The sequence below is a fragment of the Campylobacter sp. VBCF_04 NA7 genome (assembly GCF_027737405.1).
GTDB lineage: Bacteria > Campylobacterota > Campylobacteria > Campylobacterales > Campylobacteraceae > Campylobacter_B.
In genome coordinates this window covers 138,989-153,511 of the sequence record NZ_JAOVTT010000001.1, presented here as the reverse complement: position 1 = coordinate 153,511, position 14,523 = coordinate 138,989, and the positions used below count along the sequence as shown (strand labels likewise).

The 14,523-nt window shown below is 41.9% G+C and carries 17 protein-coding genes and 1 tRNA gene; 5 read left to right on the top strand and 13 right to left on the bottom strand.

Annotated elements, in window-relative coordinates; all coding sequences use genetic code 11:
• The 13 genes from OFO00_RS00690 to OFO00_RS00630 form a co-directional block, all read right to left on the bottom strand.
• A complete protein-coding gene (locus tag OFO00_RS00690; RefSeq protein ID WP_270864483.1) occupies positions 1-645 on the bottom strand; it encodes a YggS family pyridoxal phosphate-dependent enzyme in 645 nt (214 codons plus the stop codon).
• On the bottom strand, positions 642-1,760 hold the full coding sequence (gene rseP, locus OFO00_RS00685; protein ID WP_270864482.1) for an RIP metalloprotease RseP: 1,119 nt from the start codon (positions 1,758-1,760) through the stop codon (positions 642-644). The genes OFO00_RS00690 and rseP overlap by 4 nt, the downstream gene beginning before the upstream one ends.
• A 3-nt stretch (positions 1,761-1,763) precedes the next feature.
• Positions 1,764-2,336 carry a CDP-diacylglycerol--glycerol-3-phosphate 3-phosphatidyltransferase gene (gene pgsA, locus OFO00_RS00680; protein WP_270859450.1) on the bottom strand — a complete coding sequence of 191 codons (573 nt, stop codon included), beginning with the start codon at positions 2,334-2,336 and terminating at the stop codon, positions 1,764-1,766.
• Positions 2,337-2,350: 14 nt separating this feature from the next.
• Positions 2,351-3,139: an enoyl-ACP reductase gene (locus OFO00_RS00675; protein WP_270864481.1), complete on the bottom strand. Its 789-nt coding sequence runs from the start codon at positions 3,137-3,139 to the stop codon at positions 2,351-2,353.
• Positions 3,139-4,035, bottom strand: coding sequence for a 4-hydroxy-tetrahydrodipicolinate synthase (dapA, locus tag OFO00_RS00670; protein WP_270864480.1), 897 nt, complete (start codon positions 4,033-4,035; stop codon positions 3,139-3,141). The genes OFO00_RS00675 and dapA overlap by 1 nt, the downstream gene beginning before the upstream one ends.
• Positions 4,028-5,281 carry a M16 family metallopeptidase gene (locus OFO00_RS00665; protein WP_270864479.1) on the bottom strand — a complete coding sequence of 418 codons (1,254 nt, stop codon included), beginning with the start codon at positions 5,279-5,281 and terminating at the stop codon, positions 4,028-4,030. The genes dapA and OFO00_RS00665 overlap by 8 nt, the downstream gene beginning before the upstream one ends.
• Positions 5,282-5,288: 7 nt before the next feature.
• Positions 5,289-6,347 (bottom strand): quinone-dependent dihydroorotate dehydrogenase, encoded by a 1,059-nt coding sequence (locus tag OFO00_RS00660; protein WP_270864478.1) that lies wholly within the window; start codon positions 6,345-6,347, stop codon positions 5,289-5,291.
• 489 nt (positions 6,348-6,836) lie between these two features.
• Complete coding sequence (locus OFO00_RS00655) at positions 6,837-7,280, bottom strand: hypothetical protein (RefSeq protein ID WP_270864477.1); 444 nt, start codon at positions 7,278-7,280, stop codon at positions 6,837-6,839.
• Positions 7,277-7,573: an AtpZ/AtpI family protein gene (locus tag OFO00_RS00650; RefSeq protein ID WP_270859456.1), complete on the bottom strand. Its 297-nt coding sequence runs from the start codon at positions 7,571-7,573 to the stop codon at positions 7,277-7,279. Before OFO00_RS00650 ends, OFO00_RS00655 begins: the two co-directional genes overlap by 4 nt.
• A 23-nt stretch (positions 7,574-7,596) precedes the next feature.
• Positions 7,597-8,868 (bottom strand): glutamate-1-semialdehyde 2,1-aminomutase, encoded by a 1,272-nt coding sequence (hemL, locus tag OFO00_RS00645; protein WP_270864476.1) that lies wholly within the window; start codon positions 8,866-8,868, stop codon positions 7,597-7,599.
• Complete coding sequence (locus OFO00_RS00640) at positions 8,852-9,235, bottom strand: c-type cytochrome (RefSeq protein WP_270864475.1); 384 nt, start codon at positions 9,233-9,235, stop codon at positions 8,852-8,854. Before OFO00_RS00640 ends, hemL begins: the two co-directional genes overlap by 17 nt.
• A gap of 51 nt (positions 9,236-9,286) precedes the next feature.
• A complete protein-coding gene (locus OFO00_RS00635; RefSeq protein ID WP_270864474.1) occupies positions 9,287-10,522 on the bottom strand; it encodes an ArsS family sensor histidine kinase in 1,236 nt (411 codons plus the stop codon).
• A 16-nt stretch (positions 10,523-10,538) separates the two neighbouring features.
• Positions 10,539-11,219, bottom strand: coding sequence for a response regulator transcription factor (locus tag OFO00_RS00630; RefSeq protein ID WP_270862425.1), 681 nt, complete (start codon positions 11,217-11,219; stop codon positions 10,539-10,541).
• Positions 11,220-11,473: 254 nt separating this feature from the next.
• Here OFO00_RS00630 and OFO00_RS00625 point away from each other — a divergent pair, with 254 nt between their 5' ends.
• The 5 genes from OFO00_RS00625 (at position 11,474) to OFO00_RS00605 (ending at position 14,425) form a co-directional block, all read left to right on the top strand.
• The gene (locus OFO00_RS00625; RefSeq protein WP_270859461.1) at positions 11,474-11,770 is read left to right on the top strand and encodes an HU family DNA-binding protein; all 297 of its coding nucleotides are present in this window, start codon (positions 11,474-11,476) and stop codon (positions 11,768-11,770) included.
• An 84-nt stretch (positions 11,771-11,854) separates the two neighbouring features.
• Positions 11,855-11,941 (top strand) — tRNA-Leu (locus OFO00_RS00620).
• 103 nt (positions 11,942-12,044) lie between these two features.
• Positions 12,045-13,475: an acetyl-CoA carboxylase subunit A gene (locus OFO00_RS00615; RefSeq protein WP_270862426.1), complete on the top strand. Its 1,431-nt coding sequence runs from the start codon at positions 12,045-12,047 to the stop codon at positions 13,473-13,475.
• 9 nt (positions 13,476-13,484) lie between these two features.
• Entirely contained in the window at positions 13,485-13,709 is a 225-nt protein-coding gene (locus OFO00_RS00610; RefSeq protein ID WP_270859463.1) for a hypothetical protein, read from the top strand.
• Positions 13,709-14,425: an arginyltransferase gene (locus OFO00_RS00605; protein ID WP_270864473.1), complete on the top strand. Its 717-nt coding sequence runs from the start codon at positions 13,709-13,711 to the stop codon at positions 14,423-14,425. Before OFO00_RS00610 ends, OFO00_RS00605 begins: the two co-directional genes overlap by 1 nt.
• The last annotated feature ends 98 nt before the right edge of the window (positions 14,426-14,523 follow it).

The following is a 14,523-nucleotide window of genomic DNA, read 5'->3' as shown; positions in this document are numbered from 1 at the left end:
TCACCTATACAAAACCCTACCAAGTCTAACCATATTAGATCCGCATTTTATGGCTAGTTCGAAGTCATCGCTCATACCCATTGAGCAGATTTTTGCGCCATGCGGTCGCAAATTTTCAAAAATTTTGTAAGTGATTTCAAAGCTTTTTTGTATTTCGCGCTCGTCTTCTGAGTGTGCGCCGATACTCATAACACCGCATAAATTTAGATTTTTGCAACTCTCTTTTATCTGCAAAAACTCATCAATCGCGCGCGAAATTTCAAGCCCGCTTTTGCTACTTTCGCCAGCGGAGTTTATCTCTAAAAGCGTATCTAGCGTGAAATTTAGCCGTTTATTTACAGCAGTAGCAAGCTCATAAGAGTTGCAGCTTTGCCACAAGCACGGGCGAAGCGAGAGCAAATGATTTATTTTATTGCTTTGAAGCGAGCCGATGAAGTGCCATTTTAGGGGCAGGTCTCTTAAAATTTCGCATTTTCGCTTCATTTCTTGGACGCGGTTTTCGCCAAATTCGATTTGCCCCTGCGAGTAGAGATTTTCCACCGCGTCAGTATCTACATTTTTGCTCACAGCGATTAGACGCACGCTCTGCACGCCTGATGAAATTTTTGCGCTGTCTATGCGCTCTAAAATTTGCGCTAGATTCATTGATAAAATCCTAGCATGCGCGCGAAGTCATTTACTATCGTAAAAATCATTAGCATTGCCAAAATCGCGATTCCAGCGTAGCTAGCGCCGATGAAAACCTTTTCTGGCACTGGGCGACGAAACACAAGCTCGATTAGGTTAAACAAAATATGTCCGCCATCAAGAGCTGGGATTGGGAAGAGATTTATTATGCCTAAATTCACAGAAATCAGCGCGACAAGGAGCAAAACTACCGAAGCTCCGTAGCTTACGGCCTTAGTCGTGATATCGGTGATAGCGACGATTCCGCCCATTTCTTTGGGAGAAACGACGCCTGAGACGAGCTTTTCGAGCCCAACTAAGATGATTTTGCTCGATTGGATTGTCTCATCTAGCGCGAAGCCAAGCGAGCTAGCGCCCGTGTGATAGAGCGTGATATATTTGGGCTTGTTGCCTGGTGAAATTCCGATTAGCGGGGTTTGGATACGCTCTCGCCAAATGTTTAGTTTCTCGCCCATTTTTGGGGTTAAATTTAGGTTTTTGATTTCGCCTGCGCGCTTGATTTGCAGGTTTAAATCCCCAGCTACGACATTTTTGGAGATATCGTTCCACTCCCTGATTTGCGCGCCATTTATTGATAAAATTTCATCGCCGACCATGATTCCAGCACTTTGTGCGGCTGAGTTTTCGCTCACTGCGCCTACGATTGGCGCGATACGCTCTACGCCGATGTAGCCTAGACTAATGTAGATTAAAAACGCCAAAATTATATTAAACGCAGGCCCAGCCACAAGTATGGCAATGCGCGCTAGCGGGCCTTTGGTGTTGTAGCTATCGGGGTCGAAATTTTTCGCACTTGGGTCTAAATCCTCTTGACCTTTTAGGCTGACATATCCGCCAAGCGGGATTGCGCTTATGCAATATTGTGTCGCGCCGATTTGTTTGGTGTAAATTTTCTCGCCAAAGCCAACGCTAAATACATTTACGCCCACGCCAAGCAGGCGTGCAACGCTAAAATGGCCAAGCTCGTGGAAAAATATCAAAAAGCTAATGGCTAAAATCGTTACAAAAAAATGCAACCCGTAAAAATACAATCCACAAAGCAAAATTCCTATGGTTAAAAGTATGCTTTTCAAACATCACTCCGTTGCTTTTGCATTTTTTTTGTGATTTTTAGCATAAGCTAAAATGTATTCTAGTCCCGAATACAGCGTAAGTGCCACTGCGAGCCATAGCAAGAAATTTCCGCCACTCCACTGCATTGTCAAAAATCCTATGGCAAACATTTGCGACACCGTTTTTACCTTGCCCGCCATTGAGGCTGAGACGCTGATATTTTCGCTGACCATAACCGTGCGAAAACCCGTGATAAAAAACTCGCGGATTAGGATTAGATACACAGCCCATGGGCTCGCTCTATCAATATACATAAGCCCTAAAAATCCAGCTAAGGTTAGCATTTTATCAGCCAGAGGATCGATGATACCGCCAAATTTGGTGATTTGATTCCAGCTTCTAGCTATAAATCCGTCGAAAAAGTCCGTCACAGAGGCGATTACGAAGGTTAGGGCGGCGAAGTAGTTTATCCAGCTGACATGCACCGCGCCAACCATACCGCTACTATCGGCATTGCCAGCAAGCAAAATGAGATAAAAAAACAAAGGCGCCAGTAAAACCCTAAAAATTGCTAATATATTTGGTAAATTCCACATATTTTTTCCAAATTTTATTTAAAAGTCGTTCCGCCATCGACGATAAATGTATGACCTGTAACCCAACTAGCCTTGCTCGAACACAAAAATAGGCACGCACCTGCTAAATCTGTCGGCTGTCCCATGCGATTAAGCGGGCTTAGTTCGGCTGTTTTGTCGCGCACTTCTTCATAATTCGTAAAAGCTCTTAGCGCGTCTGTTTCGATTGGTCCGCCACTTACGACATTTACGCGGATATTTTTCTCGCCAAGCTCGGTTGCAGCGTATCTTGCCATAGCCTCAACTGCCGCTTTTGCAGTGCCGTGTCCTGAGTAATGCTCGATATAGACTAAATTTCCAGTCGAACTTAGGCTGATTATACTGCCGCCGCCTACCTTTTCCATGCGTTTGGCTGCTTCTTGTGAGCCCACGACAAAGGCATTTACGGTCGCGGTAAAGATATTGTTAATCCCGCGTGGTTTTAGCTTCATAAATTTAGTGTATCCACCAGCCACCGCGCGACCCGAAATAATGGCATTTGAGATGAAAAAATCCACTCTATCAAAATCCGCATCGATCTTTTCAAATAGCTCTTTGTAGGTCTCTGGCTCTAAGATATTTAAGCCGTACGCCCTTGCTTTTATGCCAAATTCCTTCTCTAACTCCGCTGCTTGGGTTTTGGCTAACTCTTCGTTTGAGTTGTAGGTAAAGGCGACATTTACGCCAACTTTGGCGAATTCCAAAACAATCGCGCGACCGATTCCGCGCGTTCCACCGCTGATTACTAGGGTTTTTCCTTTAAATTCGTTGATAGTTTCTATCATTAAAATCCTTTGATATTGTATTGTTTCATAACAGCTTCAATTTTAGCTAAATTTTCCTTGCTAGGCTCGCAAAGTGGCAAACGATACTCCAAAGTTGGCATTAGCCCAGCGATATACATTGCCGCTTTTATCGGGATTGGGTTGCTTTCGCAAAAGAGAATTTTGTTTATAGCATACAAATCATCATTAATCTCTTTTGCCTTGATATAATCGCTATTTAGTCCGAAATTTACGAGCTTTGAAATATAATCAGGCAATAAATTTGCAGTTACTGAGATGACGCCCTTTCCGCCGTTTGATAGGATAGGGTAGTTTATCGCATCCTCGCCACTAATCACGCTTAGTTTCGGCTCGTGCGCTAGCAAATCCACGCATTTATCGATACTGCCACTTGCCTCTTTTACGCCGTAAATGTTGTCGCAATCGTTAAAAAGCTTGATTATGGTTTCTGTGTCGATATTACACCCTGTTCTACCCGGGACATTGTATAAAAGCACCGGAATTTCGATAGAGTTTGCAATCTCTTTGTAGTGCAGATACAAGCCTTTTTGAGTCGGTTTGTTGTAGTATGGCGCGACAGAGAGTATTCCATCAGCCCCATGCGCTTGCGCAAATTTAGCTAAATCCACAGCCTCGTGCGTGGCGTTTGAGCCGGCACCCGCTAGGACTTTGACGCCTGTGTTTTTGCAGGTATCGACTGCGATTTCTATGCAGACTTTGTGCTCATCGTGGGTCAATGTGGCGCTCTCGCCTGTGGTGCCGACAGGGACTAGGACATTTATACCGTTATCGATTTGGCGTTTTATGAGTTTGGCGTAGGTTTGCTCGTCAAGTTTGCCATCTTTAAACGGCGTGATTAATGCGGTCATTGAACCGATAATTACATTTTTATTCATCGTCTTCCTTTCGTAAAATCAATGTGGTTGAATTTTTAAATTTGAGATATTTTTTCATAGTTTCGTTTAAATTTTGCGCTGAGATGTTTTCGATATCGCTTTGGAGTCTAAACAGCGCGTCCAAATCACCTCTGATGATATATGAGCCATAAATGCTAGCCACCTTGCTAGCGCTATCCATGGAGTAAATTAGGCTTGATTTGGCTGAATTTTTGAGTTTTGTGATTTCATCATCGCTAATTTGAGAATTTTTGGCATTTTCTAGGATAGCAAAAATTTCATCTCTTAGCCTCTCGCCAGCGACCCCAGCGTTGCAAACGCCGAAAATTATCATTAAATTTTCATGTTTGCTGGCTAGATTATAGACATCGATTTGGTTGGCTAGCTTTTTCTCATCGACTAAAATTCGTTGCAAAAGCGAGCTTTTCATACCGCCAAGATAGTCGCAAAGAGCGTTTATGCTGGCTGCGTCAGCGTGGTTAAATGGCGGGATTTTAAAGGCGGTTGCCACGATTTGGACATGAGAGTCTTTGTGTATGAGATTAAATCTAGCGCCGTCTTGCTCTGGTTCTGGCGCGCAAACATGCGATTTTTCGCAGCGATTTTTGATATGCGAAAAGCTCTTTTTGGCTAGCTCAAACGCGCTTTTTTCGTCGATATCGCCACTGATTAGCAGTGCTGCGTTGTTTGGATTATAAAATTTAGCGTGAAATTCCCTGATATCCTCGATTTTCCAGCCCTCTATATCGCTTCTAAATCCAATCGGCGTCCAGTGATATGGGTGATAAACAAAGGCGCTGTTATACAGCCTAAAAAACAGATACCCGAACGGATCGTTATCCGTGCGCCAAAGCCTCTCTTCTAAAACCACATTTCGCTCTGGCAAAAACTCGCTCTCTTCGAGTTTTAAATTTTCCATAATATCTGCGTATAAATCGAGGCAGGTGGCTAGATTTGAGCGCTCGCATTTGATGAAATAGTGCGTGAAATCAAAGCCTGTGCTTGCGTTATTCACGCCACCAAAACCTTTTACAATGGCGTCAAATTCGCCAGCTTTGCGATTTTTTGTGGATTTGAAATTTAGGTGTTCGAGCATGTGGGCTATGCCACTTTTGCCCATGACTTCGTCCTTTGAGCCCACATCGTAAAATAGATCGACGCTGATGACATCGCTACCTAAATTTACCGGTATGTGATAGACGGCTAAGCCGTTTTCTAGCGTGATTTTATTGAATTTTGCAAACATAAAAACCTCATTTTTTTAAATTTAAACCGATTGCTTCTGTGATATTTGAAAGGCCGTCTTGGCGCAAGAGTGAAGCTAACTCGGAGTTGATATTATAGGCTATTTTAGGGCCTTTGAAAATAAAACTTGTGAAAATTTGCACTAGGCTCGCGCCGTCTTTTATGCGGGTGTAGGCCTCTTTACCGTCGCTGATACCACCACAGCTAATCAGCACTGCTTTGCCAAATAGCTCGCTAGATACTGCGCGGAAAAGTTCGCGCGATTTTTGCGTGATCAACCTGCCGCTAATTCCGCCAAAATCCCTTGCTTTGGGCGTTAGCGAGTAATCAATGCTAGTATTATTTACTAGCAAGGCATCTGCCCCAGCTTCCACGGCGCACGAGCATAGCGACACGGCCTTTTGCGCGCTCATATCGGGGGCGATTTTTAGGATAATTGGTTTTTTGGTAATCTCTCTCATCATAGATAAAATTTCTTTTATGAAACTCTCATCTTGCAAAGCGCGCAAATTTGGCGTATTTGGCGAGCTAATATTGATTTCGAAAATATCGCAAAGCCCCTCAAATTTGCGAGTTAAAATTTCATAATCGCTTAGAGCGTTTTCGTTTGGCGTGATTTTGTTTTTGCCAATGTTTGCGACAAGCGGAAATTTGGCTGGATAAATTTTGCGCACGCGCTCTGCGATAGCCTCGGCACCCTCGTTGTTAAAGCCCATTGCGTTTTGGATACTTTCTTCTTCGATTAGGCGAAAAAGGCGCGGTTTGGCGTTGCCTGGTTGGGGTTTTGGCGTAAATGTCCCAAACTCAGCGTGTCCGAATCCAAGGGCGTAAAGTGGGGCTAGCATGGTTGCGTTTTTGTCAAATCCACCGGCGATTCCGAGCGGATTTTCGAAATTTAACCTCCAGATTTTTTGATTTAGAATTTCATCTTTGTAAGTTGTATTTTTGGCTAAAATTTCCAGTCCAAACGGAACTGCGCTTAGTGTGCGAAGCCCCAATTCTGCGATATGATGTGCAGTTTCTGGCTGAAATTTAAAAAATATTTTTTTTAGCGTGTTGTAATCCATAAAATTCCTTTTCAAAACTCATCATTTTAGCGAAATTTGAATTAATAATTCTTTATATTTTTAGCCAAATTTGTGTAGTTTTGATTGTTTTGAAATGCGAAGCATTTCAGTAAAATAAAACCAGCTAAATTTAGAAAAACAAAGTTTTTCTAAATTTAGCCACTTCTAAGGTTTTACAGGGGTGGGGGTTGGTAAGGGGGAGGGTAGCGTCTCCTAAAAAGCGCGCCCTCCCCCTTACAGAGAATTTCATGGCACAGGTTAAATTCTCAAAATCGTTCAATGCTAAATTCGGGTTGAATTTTGCTTTAAATTTTGCTGGATTGACTTCGCCTATGGCTCGTCCAAATGTCCCTTCGCTTCGCTTGGGTCGCTACGCTCATTTTGCTTCGGCGATAAATCGCCTCGCAATGACAATGGCGAGTATATTGTGGGGCAGTATTTCACAATGGCAAATCAAACGGATACGCCAAGAGCGGCAAAAGCCTAAAATCACTCTTTATTACAAAACGCAAAAACGAGCGTGCCTAGCGGGATTACGCTTACGCCAAGCATTAGTGCAAGCGGGTTTAAAAGTCCAAATTTAGCCAAAAGCCAAATTCCAAAAATTAGCGCAGCGTAAGATAAAATTTTAAATGGCGAAAAAAATGCGGTGGCAAAATTTGATTTGACCGCGCTTTTTTTGGGCTCGGCTAAATTTTCATCATCAAATTCATCATTAGCGATTTTATCGTATTTGCCAGAGCGAATTTCATCTTCGAGGCGCAGCGCGTAGGCTCTGTGCGAAAAAAACACAACCGCAAGCGAGCAGAAAAATCCGAGTTGCGAACTAGCGAAAAATGGGGCAAAATTCGCCCCAAAAGCGCAAAGTAAGCCCCCAAGCGAAAGGACTAGAAAATCAAAAATCAAGTAGATTTTTAAAATTTCTTTTTTCACTCTTTTTCGTCCCAATCATCATCGTCGAAATTCTCTTTTGCAGCCTTGTATTTGGGATCGTCTTCTAGCTCTTTGAGGCTTTCGTTTAGCCCCTTAAACGCCTTATAGACATTTAAAAACGCCGCAGCTATACCAAAGCACACGCAAACCCAAAATACGATTAATGAGCCGGTTAGAGATTTGAGCCACAGCCCAAGTCCCACGCCAATGGCGATTGCGACGACTATCGAAATCCCAAGGCTCACATCGTATGCGACCGGGACGACCTTGTGCAGGTTTTTTGTGTATTTCATAACCTCGCCTTAAATTTCAAAATTTACAAATTTGCCATTGCTTCATCGGCCATTTTTATGGCAAAATCTATATCTTTTTTGCTCATTGCCTCGCAAATAAAGCCAGTTTCGAACTGACTTGGCGCCAAAAATACGCCCCGTTTTATCATTTCGCGGTGAAATTTCGCAAAACGCTTAGTGTCAGATTTGAGCGCGTCATCGTAGTTATTCACCTCATTTTCGTTGAAAAAATACCCAAACATACTTCCTACGCAGGCTGTTTGAAGCGCGATACCATGCTTTTTGGCGGCTTTGCTAAGGCCGTTTATGAAGCGTTTGGCGAGTGAATTTAAATCTTTGTATAAATTTTTCTTAGCATAAATTTTGCTCAAACTTGCAATTCCAGCCGCCATCGCCACTGGGTTTCCACTTAGCGTGCCTGCTTGATAAACACCGCCAAGAGGGCTGATTAGATCCATGATTTCAGATTTTCCTGCAAAGGCTGCCACGCTCATACCGCCACCGATTACCTTGCCAAAGGTTACGATATCGCCCTCTATGCCATACACATCGTAGCTTCCGCGCGCACTAGCGCGAAATCCGCTCATTACCTCGTCCATGATTAGCACGATTTTTTTCTCGTCGCAAATTTTGCGAAGTTCGCTTAAAAATTCGGCTTTTGCAGGCACCAAGCCCATATTTCCAGCGATTGGTTCGATGATTATGGTGCCGATATCATTGGCTTTGACAATCGCTTTGACGCTTTGGATATCGTTATAAACAGCGACAAATGTGTTTTTGGCGATATCTTCTGGCACGCCAGCACTGCTTGAATACCCAAATGTAGTAGCCCCTGAACCCGCCTTGACCAAAAGCGAGTCGCTGTGTCCGTGGTAGCAACCAGCGAATTTTATTATGCCGTCTTTTCCGCTGTAAGCGCGCGCTAGGCGGATTGCGCTCATTGTGGCCTCTGTGCCACTGCTAGTGAAGCGAATTTTATCCAAAAATGGAAATTTATCTAAAACAAGCTTAGCAAGTTTCGTTTCTAGTGGGCTTGGTGCGCCAAAACTTAGTCCAAATTTCGCCGCATCGCAAACCGCTTTTTGGATATCTTTATCGGCATGTCCGAAAATCAGCGGACCCCAACTTTGCACGAAATCAAGGTATTTTCTGCCCTCGACATCGTAGATATATGCGCCTTTGCCCTTTTTTACCATAAATGGCTCACCGCCTACGCTTCCAAATGCGCGAACAGGCGAATCAACGCCACCTGGGATAAATTTCATAGCCTTTGCAAATTCAGTTTTGTTTGTCATTTTCGTCCTTTTTTTGAGTTTGATTTTTGGCTTTTAAATATTTATAAATAATGATAATTTCGTCTTTTGTAAGAAAATAGCTTGGCATAATGTCCTTGCTAGCGCCGATTCCGTCGGCTAATTCTTGCAGTGAAAGGGTGTTGATTTTGGGTGCGAAAAGGGATTTTTCGTAGTAAGTTTCGTTCGAGCGGTTAAATTCCTCATATTTTGCGATGAGCTGTCCCTCGCCACGCTCGCCATGGCACTTATCGCAGCCGATTCCACGGGGATTTTGGTAGAGCATAGCTCCGTATTCTTCATCTGTGATGAAGCTCTCTGCACACAAACAAACACCAAAAAATGCTAGTAAAAATATTAAATTTCGCATAAACTCACTTTTTAAAAAATTTTGCAATCATATATCAAATCGCCTTAAAATTTAGAGTAAAATTTCACTCATATTATCAAAATAAAAGATATTTGTCTCATTTTCTCTGCGGTATTTAAAGGCTAAACCATGCGATTTGGCGATATTATCGACGATGTATAGCCCAAGACCGAAGCTTTGTTTGGCGTTTGAGCCCTTGGAAAATGCCTCTTTGTAATGCTCGAAATCCTGCTCTAACTCTGGCGAATTGCTGATAAAATCAAAGGTTGCTCCGACATTTATGATGACATGGCGGTCGGTGGAGTATTTGATTGCGTTGTCGATTAGATTTTTCACAGCGATTGAAAACAGCTTCAAATCTACATTAAATTTCAAATCCTCTGGCGCATTTATGGTTACTAAATTTTCGCCTATCATTGCGATTTTTAGGGCTTCGTTTATGATTTCTTTGGCTGAGTAAATTCCGCGCTCTCCAAGTGGAATCCCAGAAGTTGCCCTCTCGACTGCGGCAAATTCGTTAATCAAATCTTCGAGCCTTTCAAACACCGATAACAAGCGCTCTTGGTATTTGTTTTTTTCGATCATTTCGACGGTTATGCGGCCTTTGGTAATGGGCGTTTTTAGCTCGTGCATGATATTTCGCAAAAACAGATGGCGCGATTCGTTTAGTTTGTTGATCTGTGTAACTGCGCCGTAAAACGCGCGCGAAACCTCGGAGATTTCGTCTGTGCCTGTGGCGACATTTGCGATATTTAAATCGCCTGTGGCAAATTTATCGATTTGGCGTTTTAGCTTGCGAAGTGGTTTGATTTTGCGTATAATAAAAATGTATGCGAGCAAAATAATCGCCAAAATTCCGCCATAAATCGCCCTAAAAATATCGTAGCGATATGGTTGGTATTCTTTGTCGTTTAAAATTCTAACCTCATTTGCGTGGGTGATTTTGAGGTAGTGCTTGCGGTTATACATTATAATATCAGCCGAGCCGATGTCAGCCGAAATACTATCTAAAATTTCACCATTTTCGGTTAATTGCTTTATAAAATTTTCGTCATTAATGCTAGCAAATTCGAAATTTGCGATTTGTCTTTGGAATTCATTTTGCGAGATGAGCCTACTCATCTGGTATAGGTGCGAGCGCGCGACTATGGAGTATTTTGTGTTTAGCTCTCTGGTGTAGTTTTGTTTATCGTATCCGATGAGCCAAATCAGTGCGAGCGATACGCCAATTGTCGCAAGCGCGAAAATAAATGTAATGGTATAAAAAATCGAAGATCTAAATTTCATATTTAAATTTCAAAATTTATTGCACGAGCTTGTATCCCACGCCCCTGATTGCGTGGATATATTGCGGTGTCTTGGAGGTTTCGCCAAGCTTAACCCTGATACGACCGACGATGACATCTATGCTTTTTGGCGAGGATTCTTCGCTGATTGAGGAGCTGTTGTAAATGAGCTCTTCGCGCGTGATTGCTCCGCCTTCTTTTTTGACTAGATATGAGAGGACATCGTATTCAGCGACCGTCAGCGATAAAGGCTGACCTTTAAAGGTGATAATGTGCGAAAAATCATCTACCACGATGTCTTTGTTGGTTTTTTCACCGGCTTGTTTGATCGAGCCTGTGTTGTAGCGCTCGACATGGCGTTTTATGCGGGCTAGGAGCTCTTGGGGGTTGTATGGTTTTGGTAGATAATCATCTGCGCCGAAATCAAAGGCGTTGATTTTATCGGTCAAATCGTGGCGCGCACTAGAAATGATAATCGGTAAATTCGATGTTTTGCGGATTTCTTTGCAGACTTCAAGCCCGTCCATACCAGGAAGCGTTAGGTCTAAAATCACGAGGTTGAAATTTTCTAATTTAAGCTTCGAAAGTCCGATAAATGGGTCATCTGCGACGGTAATGTCGATTTCGTATTGTTCTAAGTATTCGCTTAAAATTTCAGCCAGCTCCAAATCATCTTCTATCATCAAAATTTTTGTCATATTTTTACCTTAAATTTAAAATTTTGGGCGCATTATATCAAATTTAAGATTATAAAAAATTTTAGCGTCTAAATTTGTGTAAATTTGGGAAAAAATGAAAAATTTATTTTTCAAATAGTGTAAAAATAGGCAAAATTTTGCCAAATTTCGTGAAATTTTGCCAAATTTAGCGAAAAATTCGCAAAATTCTATTGAAATTTTTATCAAAGTATTGTAAAATGGTCGCCGTTACACTTTATCACAAAGGATACTCTATGAAAAAAGCTGATTTTATCAGTATTGTTGCTGAAAAAGCAGGACAAAGCAAAAAAGATACTACAGCAGTAGTAGATAAAGCTCTTGAAACAATTAAAGAGCTATTAGTTAAAGGCGATGAGATTAGTTTCATTGGCTTTGGTTCTTTTAGCATTGCTGAGCGTGCTGCTCGTGAAGGCAAAGTTCCTGGCACAAACAAAACTTACAAATCACCTGCTACAAAAGTAGTTAAATTTAAAGTTGGCAAACAACTTAAAGAGGCTGTTGCTGCTTCAAAAGCTAAAAAGAAAAAATAATTTTTCTTACTCTTTAAGCCCCAAAAATTTGGGGCTTAATTTTATTTTAATCAAATTTTTGTATAATCTCGATTTTTAATTCAAGCCCAGGTGGTGAAATTGGTAGACGCACCAGACTCAAAATCTGGCGGAGGCAACTCCGTGCCGGTTCGATTCCGGCTCTGGGCACCACTAAAATCCTTTAAAATTTTGACTTTTCCCCTAAATTTCAACTTGATATAACATTTTTTATACTATCATACGCGATATTATTTTTACAAAAAGGTGTTTTAGTATGATACACAAAATTCTCATAGCAAATCGCGGTGAAATCGCGGTTAGGGTTATTAGAGCATGTAGAGATTTGCACATAAAAAGTATAGCGATTTACACCGAGCCTGACAAAGACTGCTTGCATGTTAAAATTGCTGATGAGGCCTATGAGGTCGGCACAGAGCCACTTACTGGGTATTTGGACGCCAAAAAAATCGTAGAAATAGCTAAGGCAAGCGGTGCGGACGCTATCCACCCTGGATATGGATTTTTGAGTGAGAATTATGATTTCGCAAAAGAGGTCGAGGACGCTGGGATTATCTTTATCGGTCCAAAACCAGAAGTTATCCGCAAAATGGGTAATAAAAACATCGCTCGCTATTTAATGCGCAAAAATGGTATTCCTATCGTGCCAGGCACCGAAAAATTAAACAACGAATCAATGGAGACTATCAAAGAATACGCCCGCAAAATCGGTTACCCGGTGATTTTGAAATCAAGCGGCGGTGGCGGAGGGCGTGGAATCCGCGAAGTTTGGAGCGAAGAGGATATGGAAGCGGCGTTTGAATCCTGCACCAGAGAGGCGAAGGCGTATTTTAATAATGATGAAGTTTTTATGGAAAAACTCGTCGTCAATCCGCGCCATATCGAGTTTCAAATCATCGGCGATAATTACGGCAACATTATCCACCTTTGCGAGCGCGACTGCTCAATCCAACGCCGTCACCAAAAAATCATCGAAATCGCCCCGTGCCCGTCGATTAGCGAGCATTTGCGCAAAACCATGGGTATCACCGCAGTAGCCGCGGCTAAGGCTGTGAATTACTCAAATGTCGGCACTGTGGAGTTTTTGCTCGATGATTACAACAATTTCTATTTTATGGAGATGAATACCAGAATCCAAGTCGAGCACGGAATCACCGAGGAAATCACCGGTGTGGATATCGTCGTGCGCCAGATCCGTATCGCAAACGGCGAAATTTTAGAGCTCGAACAAAGCGATATCAAACCGCGCGGTTACGCGATCGAGGCGAGAATTACAGCCGAAAATGTATGGAAAAATTTCACCCCAGCGCCTGGCAAAGTCGAGGATTATTACCCAGCTTTAGGACCTAGCGTGCGCGTGGATAGCCATATTTACAAAGGCTATAAAATTCCGCCATTTTACGACTCGCTTTTAGCTAAACTCATTATCAAAACGACAGATTATGACTTGGCGGTAAATAAGCTAGAAAGGGCATTGAAGGAGTTCCGCATAGAGGGTGTGCGCACGATAATCCCATTTTTGCTCTCGATTAGCAAATCGCGTGAGTTTAGACTGGGATTTTTCGATACGAGCTATGTCGAGAAAAATTTGGACAAAATTTTGGCAAACACCAAGGACGATTTCGATACGAAAAAAACCGAAGTCGTCGCCGCAATCGCTTCTGCTATGAGAGAAGCCGAAATTTAGGGAGCGAAAATGGATTTTTTAGAATCGTTAAATAGCATAAAAAAAGATATGATTAAAGAGGAAAAGGCGAAAAATCCACCCAAACCTAAGCCAAAACCAAACCCAAATCGCGATGAATTTAAAGATATTTTCAAAGATGAGGATTTAGGCGATGAGAGCGTAAGTGCGCGCGAAAATCGGCTAAAAGACGAGTTTTTGAAATATATTGAAAACGCAAATATTAGAAAAATTTAATGCTTGAAATTCCATTTTGCACGCTCGATTTTCCCTGCCCGTATTTGCAGGGAAAATCAGCTAGAAATGAATACATTTTTGTCAAAAACGCTTCGTATTCTTATAATTCAAATTTAGTCACTCACGGATACAGACGCTTTGGGAATTACTTCCAAAAGCCCATTTGTGCGGGTTGCGATGAGTGTAAAAGCCTGAGAGTAGATGCGAGAAATTTCAAATTTTCCAAATCGCACCGCAGAGTTTATAAAAAAAACGAAAAAACCACGCTTAGCTTTTCAGCGCCGATTTTAGACGGCGAGCATTTGGAACTTTTCGAAATTTATCACAACTATATGAGCGAAAAAAAGGGCTGGCCGCGCCAAAATATCACGCCTGAGAAATACTATGAAATTTATGTGGAGGGATATGGAAATTTCGGCAAGGAAATTTCGTATTACGATGAGTTTGACAGGCTGATTTGCGTCGATTTGATCGACATTGTCGAAGACGGGATAAGCTCGATTTATTGCTATTACGACCCATACAGAAGCGATCTTAGCCTTGGGAAATTTTCACTTTTAAAACAGATTGAAATCGCGAAAAAATTTAATCTGCGCTGGATATATTTGGGTTATGCAGTGCGTGAGTGCGCGAGCCTAAAATACAAATTTGACTACCAGCCATATCAAATTTTATCTAGCTATACAGACCCACATGAGCCAAGTTTATGGGAGTAGAAGAGGGCAAATTTTGCTATACTTTATCATTTTTAAAATTTTAAATTGATATGGCTTTTGATAATAATTGTTAAATATTTAGTTTAAATTTATTAAAT